22 protein-coding genes and 3 pseudogenes are annotated in these 20,462 nt (G+C 72.5%); 19 read left to right on the top strand and 6 right to left on the bottom strand.

Annotated elements, in window-relative coordinates; all coding sequences use genetic code 11:
* Positions 1-460: 460 nt before the first annotated feature.
* The 6 genes from rpsB to KME75_RS04775 all read left to right on the top strand — a co-directional run bounded on the left by rpsB (position 461) and on the right by KME75_RS04775 (position 5,230).
* Positions 461-1,360, top strand: a complete 900-nt coding sequence (gene rpsB / locus KME75_RS04800; protein WP_219413296.1) for a 30S ribosomal protein S2 — start codon at positions 461-463, stop codon at positions 1,358-1,360.
* A gap of 89 nt (positions 1,361-1,449) precedes the next feature.
* Entirely contained in the window at positions 1,450-2,265 is an 816-nt protein-coding gene (gene tsf / locus KME75_RS04795; RefSeq protein WP_219413295.1) for a translation elongation factor Ts, read from the top strand.
* Positions 2,266-2,285: 20 nt separating this feature from the next.
* The gene (gene pyrH, locus KME75_RS04790; protein WP_219413294.1) at positions 2,286-3,074 is read left to right on the top strand and encodes a UMP kinase; all 789 of its coding nucleotides are present in this window, start codon (positions 2,286-2,288) and stop codon (positions 3,072-3,074) included.
* Positions 3,071-3,628: a ribosome recycling factor gene (gene frr, locus KME75_RS04785; protein WP_219413293.1), complete on the top strand. Its 558-nt coding sequence runs from the start codon at positions 3,071-3,073 to the stop codon at positions 3,626-3,628. The genes pyrH and frr overlap by 4 nt, the downstream gene beginning before the upstream one ends.
* Positions 3,629-3,668: 40 nt before the next feature.
* Positions 3,669-4,502, top strand: a complete 834-nt coding sequence (locus KME75_RS04780) for a phosphatidate cytidylyltransferase (RefSeq protein ID WP_219413292.1) — start codon at positions 3,669-3,671, stop codon at positions 4,500-4,502.
* On the top strand, positions 4,499-5,230 hold the full coding sequence (locus KME75_RS04775) for a class I SAM-dependent methyltransferase (protein WP_219413291.1): 732 nt from the start codon (positions 4,499-4,501) through the stop codon (positions 5,228-5,230). Before KME75_RS04780 ends, KME75_RS04775 begins: the two co-directional genes overlap by 4 nt.
* Here KME75_RS04775 and KME75_RS04770 read toward each other — a convergent pair.
* Positions 5,217-5,648 (bottom strand): QcrA and Rieske domain-containing protein, encoded by a 432-nt coding sequence (locus tag KME75_RS04770; protein WP_219413290.1) that lies wholly within the window; start codon positions 5,646-5,648, stop codon positions 5,217-5,219. The genes KME75_RS04775 and KME75_RS04770 overlap by 14 nt on opposite strands.
* A gap of 110 nt (positions 5,649-5,758) precedes the next feature.
* Here KME75_RS04770 and KME75_RS04765 point away from each other — a divergent pair, with 110 nt between their 5' ends.
* From KME75_RS04765 to rlmN, 4 genes are all read left to right on the top strand, one after another.
* The gene (locus KME75_RS04765) at positions 5,759-6,286 is read left to right on the top strand and encodes a hypothetical protein (RefSeq protein WP_219413289.1); all 528 of its coding nucleotides are present in this window, start codon (positions 5,759-5,761) and stop codon (positions 6,284-6,286) included.
* Between the two features lie 71 nt (positions 6,287-6,357).
* Positions 6,358-7,116, top strand: a complete 759-nt coding sequence (locus tag KME75_RS04760; protein ID WP_219413288.1) for a hypothetical protein — start codon at positions 6,358-6,360, stop codon at positions 7,114-7,116.
* A gap of 77 nt (positions 7,117-7,193) precedes the next feature.
* The gene (locus tag KME75_RS04755) at positions 7,194-7,571 is read left to right on the top strand and encodes a hypothetical protein (protein ID WP_219413287.1); all 378 of its coding nucleotides are present in this window, start codon (positions 7,194-7,196) and stop codon (positions 7,569-7,571) included.
* Positions 7,568-8,674 carry a dual-specificity RNA methyltransferase RlmN gene (rlmN, locus tag KME75_RS04750; RefSeq protein WP_219413286.1) on the top strand — a complete coding sequence of 369 codons (1,107 nt, stop codon included), beginning with the start codon at positions 7,568-7,570 and terminating at the stop codon, positions 8,672-8,674. Before KME75_RS04755 ends, rlmN begins: the two co-directional genes overlap by 4 nt.
* Here rlmN and KME75_RS04745 read toward each other — a convergent pair.
* Positions 8,650-9,644, bottom strand: a pseudogene (locus KME75_RS04745) (helix-turn-helix domain-containing protein). The gene rlmN and the pseudogene KME75_RS04745 overlap by 25 nt on opposite strands.
* Before the next feature lie 54 nt (positions 9,645-9,698).
* Here KME75_RS04745 and KME75_RS04740 point away from each other — a divergent pair.
* The 6 genes and pseudogenes from KME75_RS04740 to mug all read left to right on the top strand — a co-directional run bounded on the left by KME75_RS04740 (position 9,699) and on the right by mug (position 13,884).
* A pseudogene (locus KME75_RS04740) lies at positions 9,699-10,084 on the top strand (cupin domain-containing protein).
* 45 nt (positions 10,085-10,129) lie between these two features.
* The gene (locus KME75_RS04735; RefSeq protein ID WP_219413303.1) at positions 10,130-11,197 is read left to right on the top strand and encodes an ATP-dependent DNA ligase; all 1,068 of its coding nucleotides are present in this window, start codon (positions 10,130-10,132) and stop codon (positions 11,195-11,197) included.
* A gap of 481 nt (positions 11,198-11,678) precedes the next feature.
* Positions 11,679-11,915: pseudogene (locus KME75_RS04730) on the top strand (peptide deformylase); the annotation flags it as partial.
* A 3-nt stretch (positions 11,916-11,918) separates the two neighbouring features.
* Positions 11,919-12,446, top strand: coding sequence for a MarR family winged helix-turn-helix transcriptional regulator (locus tag KME75_RS04725; RefSeq protein WP_219413284.1), 528 nt, complete (start codon positions 11,919-11,921; stop codon positions 12,444-12,446).
* Positions 12,439-13,263, top strand: coding sequence for an EamA family transporter (locus KME75_RS04720; protein WP_219413283.1), 825 nt, complete (start codon positions 12,439-12,441; stop codon positions 13,261-13,263). Before KME75_RS04725 ends, KME75_RS04720 begins: the two co-directional genes overlap by 8 nt.
* 66 nt (positions 13,264-13,329) lie before the next feature.
* On the top strand, positions 13,330-13,884 hold the full coding sequence (gene mug / locus KME75_RS04715) for a G/U mismatch-specific DNA glycosylase (RefSeq protein WP_219413282.1): 555 nt from the start codon (positions 13,330-13,332) through the stop codon (positions 13,882-13,884).
* 75 nt (positions 13,885-13,959) lie between these two features.
* Here mug and KME75_RS04710 read toward each other — a convergent pair whose 3' ends face one another.
* Positions 13,960-14,928 (bottom strand): DNA polymerase domain-containing protein, encoded by a 969-nt coding sequence (locus KME75_RS04710; protein ID WP_219413281.1) that lies wholly within the window; start codon positions 14,926-14,928, stop codon positions 13,960-13,962.
* Positions 14,929-14,936: 8 nt separating this feature from the next.
* Positions 14,937-15,197, bottom strand: coding sequence for a DUF2631 domain-containing protein (locus KME75_RS04705; RefSeq protein ID WP_219413280.1), 261 nt, complete (start codon positions 15,195-15,197; stop codon positions 14,937-14,939).
* A gap of 70 nt (positions 15,198-15,267) precedes the next feature.
* Here KME75_RS04705 and dxr point away from each other — a divergent pair, with 70 nt between their 5' ends.
* The 3 genes from dxr (at position 15,268) to KME75_RS04690 (ending at position 18,286) form a co-directional block, all read left to right on the top strand.
* Entirely contained in the window at positions 15,268-16,434 is a 1,167-nt protein-coding gene (gene dxr, locus KME75_RS04700; RefSeq protein ID WP_219413279.1) for a 1-deoxy-D-xylulose-5-phosphate reductoisomerase, read from the top strand.
* Entirely contained in the window at positions 16,431-17,720 is a 1,290-nt protein-coding gene (locus tag KME75_RS04695) for a M50 family metallopeptidase (RefSeq protein ID WP_219413278.1), read from the top strand. Before dxr ends, KME75_RS04695 begins: the two co-directional genes overlap by 4 nt.
* Positions 17,721-17,809: 89 nt before the next feature.
* The gene (locus KME75_RS04690) at positions 17,810-18,286 is read left to right on the top strand and encodes a phosphatase domain-containing protein (RefSeq protein ID WP_308282554.1); all 477 of its coding nucleotides are present in this window, start codon (positions 17,810-17,812) and stop codon (positions 18,284-18,286) included.
* Positions 18,287-18,623: 337 nt separating this feature from the next.
* On the opposite strand, the gene KME75_RS04685 is transcribed toward KME75_RS04690, so the two are convergent.
* Both KME75_RS04685 and KME75_RS04680 read right to left on the bottom strand, forming a co-directional pair.
* On the bottom strand, positions 18,624-19,370 hold the full coding sequence (locus tag KME75_RS04685; RefSeq protein WP_308282556.1) for a maleate cis-trans isomerase family protein: 747 nt from the start codon (positions 19,368-19,370) through the stop codon (positions 18,624-18,626).
* A 5-nt stretch (positions 19,371-19,375) separates the two neighbouring features.
* Positions 19,376-20,422: a 2,5-dihydroxypyridine 5,6-dioxygenase NicX family protein gene (locus KME75_RS04680; protein WP_219413276.1), complete on the bottom strand. Its 1,047-nt coding sequence runs from the start codon at positions 20,420-20,422 to the stop codon at positions 19,376-19,378.
* Positions 20,423-20,462 lie beyond the last annotated feature (40 nt).

Raw genomic sequence — 20,462 nt, 5'->3', positions numbered from 1 at the left:
CGACAGCACCATCAGGACGGCCACCACGGCGCCGACGCCCGCCACCGTCGCGCGGCCCGGCCGCCGGTGGCGCCCGCGGCGGGGTGGAGTGGGTTGCCGGTTCATGCGGCGAGGGTCGCGCGGAACGGGGGCGGTGCAGCGACGAATCGGCGAGCTGTGGACGGTGGCGCGCCGATGTGGACAACTCGGGGACGTGCCGTGAGGCCCGATCCCGCCGCGGCGTACACTCGACCTGCACCCCGGCTGGAGTTCGGGGTGACTTCGCGCGCTCGCGTACCCCGCTCGACCGGGCAGGTTCCCGGCCCCGGGTGGGAACGGTGGACGGGCGGTCCCGCGCCACTACGTCGCGGGTCCGGACACCGGCGCGACGCCAGGGCGGGGCCGTCGACCGGCGTTCCCGCGAAACCGCGCGCTGCCGCCACCGAGCGGTCGCGCCTGACGCGAGAGGTGAACACCGGCCATGGCCGTCGTCACCATGAAGCAGCTGCTCGACAGCGGCGTGCACTTCGGGCACCAGACCCGGCGCTGGAACCCGAAGATGAAGCGCTACATCCTCACCGAGCGCAACGGCATCTACATCATCGACCTGCAGCAAACCCTGTCGTACATCGACCGGGCCTACGAGTTCGTCCGCGAGACCGTGGCGCACGGCGGCACGATCATGTTCGTCGGCACGAAGAAGCAGGCGCAGGAGGCCATCGCCGACGAGGCGGGCCGGGTCAACATGCCCTACGTCAACCAGCGCTGGCTCGGCGGCATGCTCACGAACTTCCAGACCGTCCACCGGCGGCTGCAGCGCCTCAAGGAGCTGGAGTCGATGGAGCAGACGGGGGGCTTCGAGGGTCGCACCAAGAAGGAGATCCTCATGCTCACCCGTGAGAAGGACAAGCTCGAGAAGACCCTCGGCGGCATCCGCGACATGTCGAAGGTGCCGAGCGCGGTCTGGATCGTCGACACCAAGAAGGAGCACATCGCCGTCGGCGAGGCCCGCAAGCTGGGCATCCCGGTCGTCTCCATCCTGGACACCAACTGCGACCCCGACGAGGTCGACTACCCGATCCCGGGCAACGACGACGCGATCCGGTCCGCCGCGCTGCTCACCAAGGTGATCGCGCGCGCCGCGGCCGACGGCCTCATGGCCCGCTCGGCCCGCGGCCGCGGCGGCGACGCCGAGGGCAAGCCGGAGGCCATCGGCAGCGACGAGCCGCTGGCCGAGTGGGAGCAGAACCTCTACAGCGGTGGCGCCGGCTCGGACGGCGCGAGCCTGACGGCCACCGGTGGCCCGAGCGAGGCGCCGAACCCGGCAGCCGAGCCCGCGCCGGCCACCACGAGCAACGGTACGCAGCAGACCGCGGGCTGACCGCTGCCGCCGCGGGCCGCTCGACGCGGTCCCGCGGCGGCGCTCGTCCCGCATCCCGCCCGAAGAGAAACGGACGAAAAGACACCACCATGGCGAACTACACCGCCGCTGACGTCAAGAAGCTCCGGGACCTCACCGGTTCCGGGATGATGGACTGCAAGAAGGCGCTCGAGGAGGCCGAGGGCGACTTCGACAAGGCCGTCGAGCTGCTCCGCATCAAGGGCGCCAAGGACGTGGGCAAGCGCGCCGGGCGCGAGACGGCCAACGGCCTGGTCGCCGCCGAGGGCGGCACGATGGTCGAGCTGAACTGCGAGACCGACTTCGTGGCCAAGAGCGAGGACTTCCAGGCGCTCGCCGGGAAGGTCCTCCGCGTCGCCGTGGACAGCCGTCCCGCCGACCTCGACGCGCTGAAGGCCGCCTCGCTCGACGGCGGCACCGTGGACGAGGCCGTGCAGGCCCTGTCCGCGCGCATCGGCGAGAAGCTCGAGCTCAAGCGCTACATCCACGTCGACGGCCCGGTGGCGCTGTACCTGCACCGGCGCGCGTCGGACCTCCCGCCCGCGATCGGCGCGCTGGTCGCCTACGAGGGCGACGACGAGGACACCGCCAAGGGTGTGGCGATGCACGTCGCCGCCGCGCGGCCGCAGTACACCACGCGCGAGCAGGTCCCCGGCAACGTGATCGAGAACGAGCGGCGCATCGCGGAGGCCACCGCCCGCGAGGAGGGCAAGCCCGAGCAGGTGCTGCCGCGCATCGTCGAGGGCCGGATCAACGGCTTCTACAAGGACGTCGTCCTGCTGGAGCAGCCCTCGGTGCAGGACTCCAAGAAGACCGTGAAGGCGCTGGTCGACGGCGCGGGCGTCACGGTCAAGGAGTTCGTGCGCTTCGAGGTCGGCCAGGTCTGATCGGCCCGGCGGAGGACACGATGACCGACCCACGGACCGGCCCCGACGGCGACCGCCCCGGCTTCCGCCGCGTGCTGCTCAAGCTCGGCGGCGAGATGTTCGGCGGCGGAGCCGTCGGGGTCGATCCGGAGGTCGTCGAGACCGTCGCCCGCCAGATCGCCGAGGTCGTCACCGCCGGCACCCAGGTCGCCGTGGTGATCGGCGGCGGCAACTTCTTCCGCGGCTCCGAGCTGCAGCAGCGGGGGATGGACCGCGCCAGGGCCGACTACATCGGCATGCTCGGCACGGTGATGAACTGCCTCGCGCTGCAGGACTTCCTGGAGCGCGAGCACCACATCGACACCCGCGTGCAGACGGCGATCACGATGGGGCAGGTCGCCGAGGCCTACATCCCGCGCCGCGCGATCCGGCACCTGGAGAAGGGCCGGGTCGTGATCTTCGGCGCGGGGGTGGGCATGCCTTACTTCTCCACCGACACGGCGGGCGCCCAGCGGGCGCTCGAGATCGGTGCCGAGGCGCTGCTGCTCGCGAAGGGCGTCGACGGCGTCTTCACCGCCGACCCGAAGCTCGATCCCGGCGCCAAGCTCTACGACGAGATCACCCACCGCGAGGTGTTGGAACAGGGCCTGAAGGTGGCCGACGCCACCGCCTTCAGCCTCTGCATGGACAATCGGATGCCGATCATCGTGTTCAACCTGCTCGTCGAGGGCAACATCGCCCGCGCGGTGCGGGGTGAGAGGATCGGCACTCTGGTCAGCACCCCCGACTGGAACGACGGATCCGGGCAGGAAGGCAGGGCACAGCCGTGATCGACGAGACGCTCTTCGACGCCGAGGAGAAGATGGAGAAGGCCGTCGCCGTCGCGAAGGACGATCTCGCCTCCGTCCGGACGGGTCGCGCCACCCCGAACATGTTCTCCCGCGTGGTCGTCGACTACTACGGCTCGATGACCCCGATCAACCAGCTCGCCTCGATCAACGTCCCCGAGGCGCGGATGGCGGTCATCAAGCCCTACGACGCCAGCCAGCTCAAGGCGCTCGAGACGGCGATCCGCAACTCCGACCTCGGCCTCAACCCGAGCAACGACGGCCAGATCATCCGCGTGGTGATCCCGCAGCTGTCTGAGGAGCGCCGCCGGGAGATGGTCAAGGTCGCCCGCAGCAAGGGCGAGGACGCACGCGTCACGATCCGCAACATCCGCCGGAAGGCGATGGACGAGCTGCACCGCATCGTCCGCGACGGCGAGGCGGGTGAGGACGAGGTCGGTCGCGCCGAGAAGGAGCTGCAGGGCACCACCGACAAGTACGTCCACCAGATCGACGACCTCGTCAAGCACAAGGAAGCAGAGCTCCTCGAAGTCTGACCCGACGGTGACCGCCTCCTCCTCCCAGCGCGCTGCGGCGATGATCCCGCCCACCCGACGGCCGTCCCGTGCGGGGCGCGACCTCGTCGCGGCGATCGCTGTCGGCGTGGGCCTCGGTGTCGTCATCCTGGGGTCGCTGCTGGTCGAGCGGCACTTCTTCGTCGGTGTCCTCGCCCTGGCCACGGCCGTCGGCACCTGGGAGCTGGCCGGGGCGCTGCGGCGCGGCGCGGAGATCGAGATCCCGTTGCCCGTGCTGCTCGCCGGCGGCCAGGCGATGGTGTGGCTGGCCTGGCCGTTCGGGTTGTCGGGAATCGCGGGCTCGTTCGCCGGTACCGCAGTTGCGGTCATGCTGTGGCGGATGCGCAGCGGCGCCGCCCACTACGTCCGCGACGTCACGGCCGGGATCTTCACGGCTGCGTATGTGCCGTTGTTCTGCTCGTTCGCAGTGCTCCTGACGGTGGCCGAGGACGGGCTGGCGCGCGTCCTCACGTTCCTGCTGTGCGGGGTCGCCTCGGACGTCGGTGGCTATGCCGCCGGCGTGCTCGCCGGTCGACATCCGATGGCCCCCACGATCAGCCCGAAGAAGTCGTGGGAGGGCTTCGCCGGGTCGCAGGTGGCGGGGATGGCGGCCGGTGCACTGGCCGTCGCGCTGCTGCTCGGTGGGCCGTGGTGGGCGGGCGCGCTCACCGGTGCCCTGCTCGTGGTCAGTGCCACGCTCGGCGACCTGGTCGAGTCGATGATCAAGCGCGACCTCGGGATCAAGGACATGGGCACGCTGCTGCCCGGCCACGGCGGGCTCATGGACCGGCTCGACTCGCTGCTCCCCACAGCCGTGGTGGCCTGGTTCGCGCTGAGCATCGTCGTCCCGGCATGACCCGCGCGTCCCGGCGGGCGGCCGCGGGGACGCCGCCGATCCCCAGCCCGAACATCTGGAACTGGCCCGAGGTCTACGAGCGCGAGAACGCGGCGCAGGACGCCGACGGCGCGATCTGGCGCGTGCTGCGCGAGCAGGTCCCGTGGGCCGGCGCCGACGTGCTCGACGTGGGCTGCGGCGACGGGTTCCACCTTCCGGTGTTCGCCGCCGAGGCGGCGTCCGTGACCGGCGTCGAACCGTACGCCCCGCTGGTCGAGCGGGCGCGCCGCCGGGTCGGCGGCGCGGCGCGGGTGCTGCAGGCCGGGGCGGCCGCGCTGCCGCTGCCGGACGCGAGCGTCGACCTCGTCCACGCCCGCACCGCCTACTTCTTCGGCCCGGGCTGCGAGCCGGGGCTGGCCGAGGCCGAGCGCGTGCTGCGTCCCGGCGGGGCGATCGCGATCGTCGACCTCGACGCCACGGTCGGGCCGTACGGCACGTGGATGCGGGCCGACATCCAGCGCTACGACCCGGCGCGGGTCGAGCGGTTCTTCGAGCGCGCGGGCTTCGCGCTGCGCCGGGTGGCGACCGTGTGGCGGTTCCCGGACCGGGCGACGCTCGAGGCGGTGCTGCGCATCGAGTTCTCGCCCGAGGTGGCCGACCGGGCGATCGCCGAGACCGCGGGCGGCACACTGCCGGTGGGCTACCGGGTGCACGTCCGGAGCAAGCAGGGGCTGTTCAGGCCAGCGTGAGCCGGCCGTCGGTCACGGTGACGGCGCGGGTCTCCAGCCCGGTGGTGGCGGGGCCCTGGGTGACGGCGCCGTCGAGCGCGAAGGTGCTGCCGTGGCACGGGCAGACGATGGCGGCGTCGGCCACGCGGTTGACCGTGCAGCCCTGGTGCGGGCACACCGTCGAGAATGCGGCGAACTCGCCTTCCGTGGGCTGGGTGACGACCACGCCCTGCTCGTCGTAGATCCGGCCGCCGCCCACGGGGACCTCGGACGCGGGCCCGAGCACGGCGCCTGCGGGGGCGGCGCCCGCAGCGCCGCCGCCCGTGCCGGTCTCGGCGACGGAGCAGCCGGTGACGACGACGCCGGCGCCCAGGGCACCTGCCGCGACCACGACGGTGCGACGGCTGACGGGCGCGGATGCGGGGGAGGACTCCGACATCGGGATCTCCTCGGAGGGGTGGGAAGAGTGACGATCATCGCAGACCCTCGCACAACCGCCGTGGGGCGGCCGTGGGGTCGCGTCCAGCTCCGGATCGCTACCGTGGACGCATGCGGGAACGCACGGTGCCCTACCTCGAAACCCTCGTCGGCGGAGCCTGGTGGACGATCGGCGCAGCGGCGCTCGACGGTGGTTTCGGCACCGTCGTGCTGGCGGCCGGGCTCGGCCTCACCGGGGCGATCGTGGTGGCGCTGCGCCGGCACGGGCCGGGCGGCCCGCTCACGCGTGCCGCGCGCACCCGGCTGCTGCTCGTGTTCGGCATCACCGCGGCGCTCATGGCGGTGTCCGGCACCGTGCTGGGCTTCTTCGACCTCGGCGAGCTGACGGTGCCGCTGGCCTGCGTGATGACCGGCGTCGCGCTGGTGTCGGTGTCGTCGGTGCTGGACGAGCGGTCGGTGCTCGCCGCGGGCGGCGGGTTGATGGTGCTCGGCGCGGTGGGCGCGGTGCTCGCGTTCGACTCCGCCGGTGCGCTCTATCCGCAGGGTGTCGTCGGGCTCGTGGCAGGGCTGCTCCTGTGGACGGTGGGCGCGCACCGCACCGGGCTGCTCCGCGAGCTGCGGGGACGCGCCCGCCGGTAGCCTGGCGAGCTCCCCCGGCCGGGGGAGGAGGTTCCCTCCGCGACGGGAGGGAACGAGGGCTCGAGCAGCGGATGGTTCTCCTCGTGAACATCGAGGAACGCCACATCGCGCCGCCCCGGCTGGTGATCCCGGTCGTGGCCTGGTCCGCACTGCTCGCTGCGCTGTCCGCATGGTGGTGGATGCGCCCGGGCACCTACCCGTTCGCCCGCCGGGGCGAGGGCTCCGCCACGCTGCTCGACCTGGTTCCGATCGCGGCGGGGCCACCACTCCTGATGGCTGCGGGCGCCGTGGGCGCCGCGGTGGCAGTGCTCGCCGCGTCCCGCGGTGCGACGGGCCTGGTCCTCGTGGTGGCCGCCGCCTACACGGTCGGGTTCGGCCTGCTCGCGCCCGGTCTGCCGCCGCTCACCATGATCGGCTACCTGATGGCCGTGTTCGGGCCGGTCGTGCTCGCCGGAACGTTGATCGCGGGGGCCTGGCGGTGGCGCGGCGGTCCGCTCGCGGTCGGGGTGATCGCGCTGATCGCGGTGCTCGCCTGGGTGACGGGACTCGCCGACCGCGACGTCCTCCTGCAGTACGGGACGATGATCGCCGGTATGGGGCCGAAGCTGGTGACGCCGCTGATCCTCACGTTCTTCCTGGTCGGGGGCCTGCTGTGGGGAATGCTCGGGGTGGCGGTGTACCGCAGGACGCACGCCGACCGTCCGGCACCGGCATGGACGCGGCCGGAGGCGGCGGCGCGCTGGGGCCGGGTCGCCACCCTGGTCGCGGCGGCCTGCGCGCTGCCCTACGGCCTGCACCGCTTCACCTGGCTCACTCAGTCTCCTCGCTGACGCTCGTCGACCGCGTTCGCCGGGCTGCTGTGTTGAATGGTGAGCTCGCAAGCTCGCTCACGCCGTGGCCGATCGGGATGAGCGTCGAGGAGTTCACCGCGTTCCCGGAGATGCGCCTGCACGGGTTCCTGCTCGGGATGGCCGCGCTGGCGGGCGCGGTGCTCACGATCGGGTTGATCTCGCGCTGGGGCGAGGTCTGGCCGCGGTGGATGCCGGTGGTCCGCGGACGGGCGGTCCCGATCGCCGCGGCGGTCGTGCCCGGCACCCTGGTGGCGGCCCTGTTCACGGTGGCGGCGATCCCGTTCGCCCTGTCGATGGTCGAGCAAGGGGCCTACTGGGCGCTGTTCACCTTCCCGTTCCCCGTGTGGGGGCCCGCGCTCGGCGCAGCAGTGCTGGCCTACTACCTGCGCAGGCGAGGCGCCCCCGTCGCGGCTGGCACAATCGAAGGGTCATGACTTCCCTGCCTCTGGTGTTCGACGCACCGAAGCGCGCCACACCGCCGCGCCACTTCGCCGACCTCGACCCGGCCGACCGCCGGGCCGCTGTCGGCGAGCTCGGCCTGCCCGGCTTCCGCGCCGACCAGCTCGCCCGGCACTACTTCGGCCGGTTCGCCGCCGACGTCGACGCGATGACCGACCTGCCGGCCGGAGCGCGCGAGACGCTGCGTGGCCTGCTCCCCCCGATCGTCACGCCAGTGCTCGAGCAGGCCTGCGACGACGGGGCCACTCGGAAGACGCTGTGGAAGGGCCACGACGGCACGCGCGCCGAGTCGGTGCTGATGGGCTACCCGGACCGCGCCACCGTGTGCATCTCCAGCCAGGCCGGCTGCGGGATGGCGTGCCCGTTCTGCGCCACTGGGCAGGGTGGGCTGCAGCGCAACCTGTCGACGGCGGAGATCGTCGAGCAGGTCCGTCAGGCCGCCGCGGCGGCGCGGGACGGTGCGCTGGGTGCCCCCGCCCGCCTCTCCAACGTGGTCTTCATGGGCATGGGCGAGCCGCTGGCCAACTACAAGCGCGTGGTCGCGGCCGTCCGGCGGATCACCGAACCGGCGCCGAACGGGCTCGGGATCTCCGCGCGCGGTGTCACCGTGTCGACGGTGGGGCTGGTCCCGGCGATCGACAAGCTGGCCGCCGAAGGGCTGCCGGTCACCCTCGCGGTGTCGCTGCACACCCCCGACGACGAGCTGCGCGACACGCTCGTGCCCGTCAACAACCGGTGGAAGGTGAGCGAGGTGCTCGCCGCGGCCCGCGGCTACGCGCAGGCCACGGGCCGCCGGGTGTCGATCGAGTACGCGCTGATCCGCGACGTCAACGACCACCCGTGGCGCGCCGACCTGCTCGGGAAGCTGCTGCGCCAGCAGGTTGGCACGAAGCGCGTGCACGTGAACCTCATCCCGCTCAACCCCACGCCGGGCAGCAAGTGGGACGCCTCGCCGCGCCCTGTGCAGGACGAGTTCGTGGCGCGCGTGCAGGCGGCGGGGGTGGCCTGCACGGTCCGCGACACCCGTGGGCAGGAGATCGCCGCGGCCTGCGGTCAGCTGGCGGCCACCGGATCCTGAGGCGTCGCGGCGAAGCGCTGCCGGTACGCGGCCGGGCTGAGGCCGACGTGCCGACGCATCCGGGTTCTGAGGTTGGACGCGGTGCCGAGGCCGCTGGTGCGCGCGACGACGTCGAGCCGGTTCTCCCCGCGTTCGAGCAGCCGGCAGGCCAGCGTCACCCGCTCCGCGGTGAGCCACGCCAGCGGGGTGGTGGCGAGCTCGGCGTGGAACCGGCGGTGCAGAGTGGCCGGGCTGACCGCGGCCCGCGCGGCCAGGTCGGCCACGGTGAGCGGCTCGGACAGCCGCTGCTGCGCCCACGCGAGCACCGGGGCGAGTGACAGGTCGGCGACGGCCGGGACCGGCCGCTCGACGAACTGTCGCTGACCGCCGTCGCGGTGCACGGCGAAGACCAGGCGCCTGCTCACCGCCTGCGTGACCTCGGCGCCGTGGTCGCGGCGGATCAGGTGCAGCCCGAGATCCAGGGCGGCTGCGCTCCCGCTGCGGACAGGACGTCGCCGTCGTCGACGAACAGCACGTCCGGTTCCAGCTGCACGTCGGGATATCTGGCGGTGAACAACTCGGTCCACCGCCAGTGCGTGGTGGCCCGCCTGCCGTTCAGCACCCCGGCTGCGGCGAGCACGAAGGTGCCCGTGCAGAAGCTCACCAGGCGAGCGCCCCGGCCGGCGGCGCGGCGGACGGCGGCCAGCACGGCGGAGGACGGTTCGACCTCCGGGTCGGGCCGGTTGGGCACGATCACGGTGTCGGCGTCGTCGACGGCGCCGAGGTCGGCGACATCGGACAACGTGAACAAGCCGCGATGCATGCGCACGGCGCCGCCCGGAGCGCACAGCGTGAGGTCGTACCACGGGCGGCCCAGCTCCGGGCGGCGCAACCCGAACAGCTCGGTGGCCACGCCCAGCTCGAACGGGTTCGAGCCGTCGTCCACGATCAACGCCACCTGGTGCGAGCCCTGCGAGGATTGACGCGACATACGCAATTCCTAGCACTTCCGGCGCCGACCGCCGTGCCTGATGATCAGAACGTGATGACCGATCCCGTCGATCTGCAACACGTCCTGGCCGGATTCGACGCCCTGTGGAGCCCGCGAATCGCCGCCCGCGTGAACGACTACGACGTCCGCATCGCCAATGGGCGGGCGAGCACGTCTGGCACGTCCACGACAACACCGACGAGTTCTTCCTGGTACTCGAGGGCGAGCTGACCATCGCCCTGCGCGACGGCGCCGAACGCACGGTCACGCTGCCGCGGGGCGCCGTGTTCGTCGTCCCGCGCGGGGTCGAGCACAAGCCCTCGTCGCCGGGCGGCGCGTCGATCCTCATGTTCGAGCCGGCCGGGACCTCGAGCGTGGGCGAGCGCCACGACCCGGTTCCCGAGCACATCGAGGCCACGACGGGCCACGAACTCGGCTGAGGGAAGCGGGGTGGACTTCCCGTGGCCAGCAGGGAGACTGTGCGGGTGCGCCTGCCCGTCATGCCGCCCGTCGCGCCGATGCTGGCCAAGCCCATCGGCGACATCCCCGCCGACCAGCTCTACGAACCGAAGTGGGACGGCTTCCGCTCCGTCATCTTCCGCGACGGTGCGGAGGTGGAGATCGGCAGCCGCAACGAGCGGCCGATGACCCGCTACTTCCCGGAGGTCGTCGAGGCGGTGTTGGCGAACTTCCCGGAGCGCGCGGTGATCGACGGCGAGATCGTCGTGGCGGACACCGAGCGCAACACCCTCGACTTCGAGGCCCTGCAGCAGCGCATCCATCCGGCAGCGAGCCGGGTGAAGCTGCTGTCGGGGCAGACTCCGGCCAGCTTCATCGCGTTCGACCTGCTCGCCGTCGGCGACGACGACCTCACCGAGCGCCCGTTCGAGGAGCGCCGGGCACGGCTGGAGGAGGCGCTCGCGCAGGCCGGTGCGCCGGTGCACGTCACCCCGCTCACGGGCGACCTCGACACGGCGCGGCGGTGGTTCGAGCAGTTCGAGGGCGCCGGGCTGGACGGGCTGATCGCGAAGAAGCGTGACCTGACCTACCAGCCCGACAAGCGCGTGATGAGCAAGATCAAGCACGAGCGCACGGCGGACTGCGTGGTGGCCGGCTACCGGGTGCACAAGTCCGGCCCGGACGCGCTGGGGTCGCTGCTGCTCGGGCTGTTCGACGACCGCGATGTGCTCAACTCCGTCGGGGTCGTCGGCGCGTTCCCGATGGCCACGCGCAAGCAGCTGTTCGCCGAGCTGCAACCGCTGGTGACGTCGTTCGAGGGCCACCCGTGGGACTGGGCCGCCCATGAGCAGGGCGAGCGCACCCCGCGCAAGAACGAGACGAGCCGCTGGAACGCCGGCAAGGACCTGTCGTTCGTGCCGCTGCGTCCGGAGCGGGTCGTCGAGGTGCGCTACGACTACATGGAGGGGCAGCGGTTCCGCCACACCGCCCAGTTCGTGCGCTGGCGTCCCGACCGGGACCCGGAGTCGTGCACCTACGAGCAGCTGGAGCGCCCGGTCTCGTTCGACCTGGCGGACGTGCTCATGGGCGCCTGAGCGTTCCCCCGCCGTCGGGCGGGAGCGGGAAGAGCTCGCTGACGACGGCCACCGGCAGAGCGTCGCACACCGACCGCATGATCAGCGAGATGCGCATCCGCGAGGTCCGCGCGACGGCAACCGATCGCTCGCGGCGATCACCCCGGCGCGAGTCGATCTCCCCGAGCAACCCTCTGCCCGTGATCGCGGCACCCTTCGCGTCCCGACCTGGGCGATCACGGGCAAAAGGTCGCTACCAAAGATCAACTGACGACCTTCTGCCCGTGATCGCCTACCCCCAAGAGCACCGGGTTCTGGTGACCCGGCGGGGGCGGCCGCCGGAGCGATCCGGCAGCAGGCTCCGACACGACCGAAACCGCGCGCTCGTGCGATCACCGCGGCCGTGATCGGTGCGAGTCGGCGGTGGAACGAGCACATACCGCGGCCTTGGCCGAGCGCGCCCTCGACACGCACAGGCGGCTGAACACGTGCCCGCGGGCGCGACCAGCACGGGCGGCCGGTGCAGATCGTCGGCACCGGCGAGGCCGCCCGCTGCCTGCAGCACGAGACCGACCACCTCGACGGCGTGCTGTTCGTCGACCGGCTCGACGCTGCGGGCCGCCGGACGGCCCTGCGGGCGATCCGGGAGGCGAAGTGGGCCGGCGCGCCCGCGCCGGACGTCCGGCTGAGCCCCCGCCCGATCGGGGGCATACTCGGCTGGCAGGCGTGGTATGCATGACTCATGCATGATGAGACCCGAACAGCGAACCTCCTCGGGGCGGCGGCATTGGCGGTCACCGACCTGATCGTGGCGGGCGCGACGTCGGCCGCCGGCACGAGCAGCAGCGGGGCCGCCGCGCTGGTGGTGCTCTGCGCCGACCCCGGGATCGGCGTTACCGAGCTCGGGAAGCGCATCGGGCTCACGCAGTCCGCCGCGGTCCGCATGGTGGAGACGTTGGAGCAGCGCGGCCTGGTGGAGCGGCGCCCGACCGCGGGCCGGTCGGTCGCCGTGCACCCGACGGACGACGGGCGAGCCGCGTCGGACGCGCTGCTCGGGGCGCGCGGGGGCCGGCTCACGGCGCTGGTGGAGGCCCTGCCCGCCGCCGACCGGGAGACGCTGGCCGCGCTCCTCGACCGGCTGCTCACCGCCGTCTATGCGGAGGTCGGCAGCTCGGAGCGGGTCTGCCGGCTCTGCGACCGTCCCGCCTGCACCGACGGCGGCCGGATCTGCCCCGTCGGGCAGGCCGAGCGCGACCGGGCCGATGGCTAACGCCCTGGCGCTGGCCTCGGCCGTCTGCTTCGGGGCGACGGACTTCATCGCCGCGCTGCTCTCGCGCCGCGTGCACAGCGCCGTCGTCGCGCTCGTGGCCCAGCTCGGCGGGACCGTCCTGATCCTGGTGGCCGCTCTGGTCGTCCCGGCGCCGTCGGTGACGGCGGGCGCGCTCGGCTGGGGCGCGCTGTCCGGGATCGGCACCGGCATCGGCGTCGCGTTCCTCTTCCGCGGGATGGGCAACGGGCAGCTGAGCGTGGTCGTGCCGCTGAGCGACGTGGCCGGCGTGGTCCTGCCCGTGCTGTTCGGGGTGCTGCTGCTGGGCGAACGGCCGTCGGTGCTCGGCTGGCTCGGCATCGCGGTCGCGGCGCCCGCGCTGTGGCTGGTCACGCACGTCGGCGGCGCCACCCGGACCGCCGTGGGCAGCCGGGACGGGCTCGTCTCCGGCATCGGGTTCGCGCTGCAGTTCATCGCGCTGGTGCCGGTCGACCCCGCGGCGGGGCTCTGGCCGCTCGTCGCGAGCCGGGTCGCCTCGGTCGCCGTGATCCTGCCGATGGCGGTGACGGCCCGCGCGTCGCTGCGCACGGCCCCGATGAGGGGCCCGGCGGCGCTCGCCGCCGTGGGCGCAGGCGCGCTCGGCACGCTCGCGATCGTGCTCTACACCCTCGCCACGCGCGAGCAGCTCGTCGCCGTCGCGGTGGTGCTCACGGCCCTGTACCCCGTGATCCCGGTGCTCCTCGGGCTCACCGTGCTGCGGGAGCGCGTGACCACGACGCAGACCGCAGGCTCGGCCTCGCCGGCGCGGCCGTCGGGCTGATCGCGCTCGCCGGCGGGTAGCGCCCGTCGGGGATGATCGGGCCATGACGACCCGAGGTGATCGCCCGTGCCCAGGCTGACGGCTGCCGAGCTCGAGGCCGCCCGGTCCCGCACGATCGACGACGTGCTGCCGGGCCCCGGCGACCCACCGTTGCGGGTGCTGTTCTGCGGGATCAACCCCGGTCTCGTCTCGGCCGCCACCAACCAGCACTTCGCGCGGCCCGGCAACCGGTTCTGGCCCGCGCTGCACGGTTCGGGTTTCACCCCGCGGCGCCTGCAGCCGTCCGAGCAGGGAGAGCTGCGCGCGCTCGGGCTCGGGATCACGAACATGGTCGCCCGCGCCACCGCCCGGGCCGACGAGCTGACGCCCGCCGAGTTCGTGGCGGGCGGGGAGCGGCTGCGCGCGCTCGTCGAGCGGGTGACGCCGCGCTGGCTCGCGGTCGTCGGGATCGGGGCCTACCGCAGCGCGTTCGCCGCGCCGCAGGCGAACGTCGGGCCGCAGGAGCAGCGGCTGGGCGACACCCGCGTCTGGGTGCTGCCCAACCCGAGCGGCCTGAACGCCCACTGGCAGCTGCCGACGCTGGTGGAGGAGTTCGTGCGGCTGCGGGCGGCGGCGTCCTGATGCCAGCAAGGTGGCAATACTGTCATCCAGTGGCAGTAAAGCCACCTTGCTGGCGTTCGGCGCCGCCGCCCGCGCTCACGCGTCCAGGTCCGCTACGTCCTCCGCCGGCGGCTCCTCCGCGCCCTCGCGGGCGTCGCGGTCGGCCCACTCCAGCAGCTCGTCGAGGAGGAACACGGCGTCGTCGATGCCCGCGTGCAGGTCGCCGAGCTCGGCGAACCGGGGTGGGACGGTGGCGATGGTGAAGTCGCGCGGGTCGGCGTCGTCGATCTCGTCCCACCGGATCGGGGTGGATACGACGGCCTCGGGCACGCCGCGCACCGAGTACGCACTGCGGATCGTGTGGTCGCGGGCGTTCTGGTTGTAGTCGACGAAGATCGAGGCCGGGTCGCGGTCCTTGCGCCACCACGTCAGGTCGACGAGATCGCAGCGGCGGGCCACCTCGCGGGCGAACGCGTGTGCGGCGCGCCGCACGTCGGCGAACCCGTGGTCGGGCGGGATCCGCACGTAGATGTGCATGCCCTTGCCGCCGGACGTCTTCGGCCAGCCGGTGGCGCCCAGCTCGTCGAGCACCTCGTGGGCGACGTGGCCGACCCGCCGCACGTCGGCGTAGGTGGCTTGCGGCATCGGGTCGAGGTCGATGCGCCACTCGTCGGGCTTCTCGGTGTCGGCGCGCCGGGAGTTCCAGGGGTGGAACTCGACCGTCGACATCTGCACCGCCCACACGACGTCCGCGGGGTGCTGCACGCACAGCTCGTCGGCGTGCCGGTTCCAGCGCGGGAAGTGCACGCGGACCGTTCGCACCCAGTCCGGGGCGCCCTTTGGCAGGCGCTTCTGGTGCACCTTCTCGCCGGTGACGCCGGTGGGGAAGCGGTGCAGCATGCACGGGCGGTCCCGCAGCGCGCGCACGATCCCGTCGCCGACGGCGAGGTAGTAGCGGGCCAGGTCGAGCTTCGTCTCCCCGCGCGCCGGGAAGTAGACCCGGTCGGGGTTGCTCAGCCGGACGACGCGGTCGCCGACCTCCAGCTCGATCGCGGAGCCGGCCACGGGAGGGCTCAGCGCCGCCAGGCGTGCCGCTTGCGCACCGAGTGCATGATCAGCCCGATGGCCATTCCCGCAGCGATGACGATGAGCCAGACGTTCTCGATGCGGCCCTGGTGGTTGCCGATCAGGAACGACAGCATGATCAGCACCGACGCCCAACCGGCGATCATCATCCCGCGGGGGAACGAGCCGTGCCAGCCCCACTCCACCGACGGCTCGTCCTGCGGGTCGACCGCAGGTCGCTTCGCCAGCTCGCGTGAGTTCCTCGCCACGGGTGTCCTCCTGATCAGCGGGTGGAGGTCTCATCGTCGCACAACAGCGGAGCGGGGATGATGGCTGGTGATGACTCGCTCCGTTCTCGTGCTGGGTTCCACCGGTTCCATCGGCACGCAGGCCCTCGACGTGCTCGCGGCGCACCCCGACCGGTTCGCGGTCGCGGGCCTCGCCGCAGGTGGCGGCGACCTCGACCTGCTCGCGCGCCAGGTGCGGGCGCACGACGTCCGGCGCGTCGCCGTGAGCCGGCCGGACGCCGCGCCGGCACTGCGGGAGCGGCTGCCCGGCGTCGAGGTGCTCGCCGGGCCGGACGCGGCCACCGAGCTGACGGCCACCGCGGGAGCCGACATGGTGCTCAACGGCATCACCGGCTCGGTCGGGCTCGGTCCCACGCTGGCGGCGCTCGCGTCCGGTGCCACGCTCGCGCTGGCGAACAAGGAGTCGCTGGTGGCCGGCGGCGCGCTGGTGACGGGCGCCGCGGCGCCGGGGCAGATCGTGCCGGTCGACTCCGAGCACTCCGCGCTGGCCCAGTGCTTGCGCGGCGGTCGGGCGGAGGAGGTGGAGCGGCTCGTGCTCACCGCGTCCGGCGGGCCGTTCCGCGGCAGGCGGCGCGCGGACCTGGCCGCTGTCACCGTCGAGGAGGCGCTGGCGCACCCGACGTGGGCGATGGGCCCGGTCATCACGATCAACTCGGCCACCCTGATCAACAAGGGCCTCGAGGTGATCGAGGCGCACCTGCTGTTCGGCGTGCCCTACGACCGGATCGACGTGGCGGTGCACCCGCAGTCGATCGTGCACTCGATGGTGACGTTCACCGACGGGTCCACGCTCGCGCAGGCCAGCCCGCCCGACATGAAGCTGCCGATCGCGCTGGCGCTCGGCTGGCCCGACCGGCTGGCCGGCGCGACCACGCCGTGCCGCTGGGATGCGACGCAGAGCTGGACGTTCGAACCGCTCGACGACGACGCGTTCCCCGGCGTGCGGCTCGCCCGCGCCGCCGGGACGGCCGGGGGCTGCGTGCCCGCCGTGCTCAACGCGGCGAACGAGGAGGCGGTGGCCGCGTTCGTGGCGGGCGCGCTCCCGTTCGTCGGCATCACCGACCTGCTGGAACGGGTGCTGGACGCGGCCGACGCCTGGACGGCGGATCCCGCTACCGTGGCTGATGTGCTGGCCGCCGAGGAGTGGGCCCGGGCCCGGGCGCGCGAGCTGGCGGGGAGAGCTGGAGTGACCACATGATGACGGTGCTCGGGATCCTGATCTTCTTCGTGGGGATCCTGTTCTCGGTCGCCTGGCACGAGCTGGGGCACTTCGCCACCGCCCGGTGGTTCGGGATCAAGGTTCCCGAGTTCATGGTCGGGTTCGGGAAGACGGTCTGGTCGCGGAAGGTCGGCGAGACCGAGTACGGGCTCAAGGCCATTCCGCTCGGCGGGTACGTCCGGATGATCGGGATGATCCCGCCGGCCAAGGGCGAGACGCTCGGGCGCAGCCGGCGCACCGGCCCGTTCCAGGGGCTGATCGACGACGCCCGCAGGCAGTCGGCGATGGACGTGTTGCCCGAGGACGCGCACCGGCAGTTCTACCTGCGAGCGCCGTGGAAGCGGATCATCGTGATGTTCGCGGGCCCGTTCATGAACCTGATCCTCGCGGTCGTGCTGTTCGCGATCGTGCTCATGGCGATCGGTCTGCCCACCGGGACATCGACGACCGTCAGCTCGGTGAGCGCGTGTGTCGTGCGCGCATCCGAGCCGACGACCGAGTGCCCGCCGGGGGCGCCTCCGACACCGGCGGCGGCGGCAGGCTTCCGAGCAGGAGACCGGATCGTCGCCTTCGAGGGGCAGCGCTACGACCAGGATGACTGGCCTCAACTGCAACGCGCGATCCGCGAAGCGTCCGGCACCGTCACCGTGACCGTCGAACGGGACAGCCAGCTCATCGACCTGCGGCCCACGTTGATCACCACGGAGCTGGCGAGCCTCCAGGACGAGGGCGAGTACGTCCAGGGCAGCTTCCTCGGCCTGTCGCCGGTGGTGGTCTACGAGCGACAGAACCTCGGGACCGTCGTCGAGGAGATGATGGGTGTCGTCACCCGGACCGGGCAGGCACTCATCGAGCTGCCGCAGCGCATGCCCGGGATCTTCGGTTCGGTGTTCCTGGGGGAGGACCGCGACAGGGAAGGCCCCGTCGGCATCGTCGGCGCCTCCCGCCTCGGCGGCGAGATCCTTGCGCTGGAGCGGCCGGCGGCAGCGGAGTTGTCCATCTTCCTTCAGCTGCTGGCCGCCGTGAACATCTCGTTGTTCCTGTTCAACCTGCTACCGATCCCGCCGCTGGACGGCGGACAGATCTTCCCCGCCATCTGGGAGTCGATCAAGCGCAGGATCGCTCGGCTCCGGGGGAAGCCCGATCCCGGACCGGTCGACGTCGCCAAGCTGATGCCGGTGGCCTACGTCGTCGCGCTGGTGTTCATCGCGTGGAGCGGACTGTTGTTCATCGCGGACCTTGTCAACCCGATCACTCTGCAGTGACCGCAGTACCCGCCCCTGCCCCCGATGCTCGCCCGCCAATGCCTGTCCCACGGATCGACGCCGAAGCGGAGCGCGGCGGAGATTCGTCGGTGAAGACACTCGCCGTCTTCGACATCGACGGCGTGCTGGCCGACGTCACCCACCGTCTGCACCACCTGGACGCCCGCCCGCAGCGCTGGGAGCGGTTCTTCCAGGCCGCCGACCGCGACCCGCTCCTGACCGAGGGCGCCGAGCGGCTGCGCAAGGCGCTGGTCGACCACGACGTGATCTACCTGACCGGCCGCCCGGAGCGGAACCGGCGACTCACCGAGCGCTGGCTCGCCCGGCACGACCTGCCGACCGGCCCGCTGGTGATGCGGGACGACGACGACTACCGGCCCGCGCGCTACCTCAAGCGGGCCGTGCTGCGGCGGCTGGCGACGGTGCGGGAGGTCGTGTCGGTGCTCGACGACGATCCGGCCGTCGTCGCGACGCTGGAGGCGGACGGGTGGCCGGTCGAGCTCGCCACCTGGCTGCCGCACTCGTCGACGCTGCAGAGTGCGCAGGAGGACAAGGGCCGGACGTGAGCCGCTCGCCTCGGCGATCCCCGGGCGGATGGCCGTCGTGGGAACTCCGAGGGGATCTTCTGCCCGTGATCGCGGCGTAGGTCGGCAGTGGAGTTCGGGCGGTGGCCGTTGCGGTGCCGATCACGGGCTGAAGGCGCTGAGCCGATCTCTGCGGACGACCATCAGCGCGTGATCGTGTCGCGGACCTGGGCTCCACATGGTGCCACCGAGCAGCGCGCTGCGGCATGCGAGACCCGGTGGCTCGCTTACCCCCGCAGCTCCGGCAGGACTGTCAGGAAAGCCACGTTGCTGCCACTGAGCGTCAGGAACGTGGCTTTCCTGACATCCGCGACGGAGCTCAGCCCGCCAGCAGCCGCCCCGCCCCCGGCACCCGCGGCTCCAGCCCCAGCTCGGTGAGGATCCGGTGCGTCGTCGCGGTGGCCGCGGACAGCACCGGGATGCCGGCCTCGTCCTCGACCGGCTGGATCGAGGGCAGCGACGGCATCTGCACGCACGCCGACAGCACGAGCGCGTCGGCGCCCGCCAGGCTGAGCTTCTTCCAGTGGTCGCGCAGGTCGGCCGGGTCGAGGCGGGCGACGGCGAGGTTGTCGGGCACCTCAAGCGACAGCGCGTCGACCACCTCGACACCCGCGTCCTCGAGGTAGTCGGCGACGGCCTGCGTCAGCGGCTTCAGGTACGGGGTGATGATCGCGACCTTCCGCGCCCCGAGCGCCGCGATGCCCGACAGCAGGGCGCCTGCGCTCGACACGACCGGCGCGTCGGCGCCCTCCGCGCGCAGCGCCGCGGTGATCGCGTCCTCCGCGGTGCAGTGGTAGCCGGGGCCCTGGGCCATGATCGCCACCAGGCAGGCGGTGGCGACGACGTCCGGTCGGGCGTCGGCGAGCTCGGCGGCGGCCCGCTCGGCCTGGGCGTTCATCGCGCGCAGCTGTTCCGGCGTGACGTGCTGCATCCGGGCCCGGGCGGAGTGGAACACGAACCGGTCGTCCGGCTCGATCTCCTCCCGCGCCCGGAGCATCCGGGGGAGCTCGGTCTCCATCGTGAGGTTGGAGCTCGGGACGATCATCCCGATGTGGTGGTCGCGCACGGTGCTCACCGGCGTCCCGCCGGGCGCATCTCCGGCACGGTCAGCTCGCCGGCATCGACGATCAGCTCGTCGTCCAGGTACAGGGAGCAGCCGCGCATGGGGATGTCGAAGTGGCAAGCGGTGTCGTTGGGGCCGCCGAGCTCGTTGTTCGGGCCGATGGAGAACATGACGTTGCCGTAGAAGCTGCGCAGCTCCATGCCCATGCCGCCGCCGAACTGGGTGAGCCCGTGCCAGTGCGCGCGCTCGTCCAGGCCCCAGCCGACGTGGCTCATCCCGTAACCCCGAGGGTCGTCGAACGAGCGGATGTAGGACGACAGCAGGTCGGCGTCCAGGCCCGAGGACCCGGCGGCACCGCGGATGTCGCGGATGAAGCCGGCCTCGATGGTGATCTCCACCGGGGTCTGGACGTAGGTGTTGAACGGCAGCAGCACGTCGCCGGGCGCGAGCACGATCTTGCCGTCGACGCCGTCGTCGGCGCCGCCGGTGAACACGAACGCCGCCGGCCAGTGGTCCCACCGGCCGGGCTGGTCGGTGTAGCCGTACTCGCTCATCGTCGGGTAGACCCCGAGCCGGTAGGTCACGTCGGTGCCGTGCGGGCTCGTGATCCGCATCGTCTGCGCCTTGGCCAGCAGCTCGGCGCCGACCTCGACCCGCTCCCGCAGCTCGGTGGTCGGCATCAGCCGGGCCAGCAGGGGAGCGGGCTCGACCGCGGTGAGGATGCGGGTGCCGGCGGCCTGGATCTCGAACTGCTCCTTGCTGAACAGCAGGAACGTGCAGTCGACGAGTATGTCGGCCCGCTTGAGCGCCTCGACGGCCAGCGGGTTGTCCGCGAGGCCCGAGTCGCCCACGGCCCACGCGCCCGACGCCGACGTGGGGTTGGGCAGCCGCAGGTGGAACGTGCTCGCGCCCAGCTTCTGCGCCGCCCACATGAACGCGTTCGCGTACTCCACGCGCTCGTCGCCGCGGGTCAGCACGGCCACGGTCTCGCCGTCGTGCACGCCGCTGAGCGTGAGCTGCTGCAGACAGATCTCGTTGAACAGGTTCTGGTCCATGGGAGTCCCTCCAGGAGTCCGGGGGATATAGTCCGAAGGC

The organism is Pseudonocardia nigra (assembly GCF_019396355.1).
GTDB lineage: Bacteria > Actinomycetota > Actinomycetes > Mycobacteriales > Pseudonocardiaceae > Pseudonocardia > Pseudonocardia nigra.
This window is presented reverse-complemented; position numbering and strand designations above follow the sequence as displayed.

Coding starts and splice junctions, on each gene's coding strand:
- rpsB (WP_219413296.1), top strand. CDS start 461: ATGGCCGTCGTCACCATGAAGCAGCTGCTCGACAGCGGCGTGCACTTC.
- tsf (WP_219413295.1), top strand. CDS start 1,450: ATGGCGAACTACACCGCCGCTGACGTCAAGAAGCTCCGGGACCTCACC.
- pyrH (WP_219413294.1), top strand. CDS start 2,286: ATGACCGACCCACGGACCGGCCCCGACGGCGACCGCCCCGGCTTCCGC.
- KME75_RS04780 (WP_219413292.1), top strand. CDS start 3,669: ATGATCCCGCCCACCCGACGGCCGTCCCGTGCGGGGCGCGACCTCGTC.
- KME75_RS04775 (WP_219413291.1), top strand. CDS start 4,499: ATGACCCGCGCGTCCCGGCGGGCGGCCGCGGGGACGCCGCCGATCCCC.
- KME75_RS04770 (WP_219413290.1), bottom strand. CDS start 5,648: ATGTCGGAGTCCTCCCCCGCATCCGCGCCCGTCAGCCGTCGCACCGTC.
- KME75_RS04765 (WP_219413289.1), top strand. CDS start 5,759: ATGCGGGAACGCACGGTGCCCTACCTCGAAACCCTCGTCGGCGGAGCC.
- KME75_RS04760 (WP_219413288.1), top strand. CDS start 6,358: ATGGTTCTCCTCGTGAACATCGAGGAACGCCACATCGCGCCGCCCCGG.
- KME75_RS04755 (WP_219413287.1), top strand. CDS start 7,194: ATGAGCGTCGAGGAGTTCACCGCGTTCCCGGAGATGCGCCTGCACGGG.
- rlmN (WP_219413286.1), top strand. CDS start 7,568: ATGACTTCCCTGCCTCTGGTGTTCGACGCACCGAAGCGCGCCACACCG.
- KME75_RS04725 (WP_219413284.1), top strand. CDS start 11,919: ATGCATGATGAGACCCGAACAGCGAACCTCCTCGGGGCGGCGGCATTG.
- KME75_RS04720 (WP_219413283.1), top strand. CDS start 12,439: ATGGCTAACGCCCTGGCGCTGGCCTCGGCCGTCTGCTTCGGGGCGACG.
- dxr (WP_219413279.1), top strand. CDS start 15,268: ATGACTCGCTCCGTTCTCGTGCTGGGTTCCACCGGTTCCATCGGCACG.
- KME75_RS04695 (WP_219413278.1), top strand. CDS start 16,431: ATGATGACGGTGCTCGGGATCCTGATCTTCTTCGTGGGGATCCTGTTC.
- KME75_RS04680 (WP_219413276.1), bottom strand. CDS start 20,422: ATGGACCAGAACCTGTTCAACGAGATCTGTCTGCAGCAGCTCACGCTC.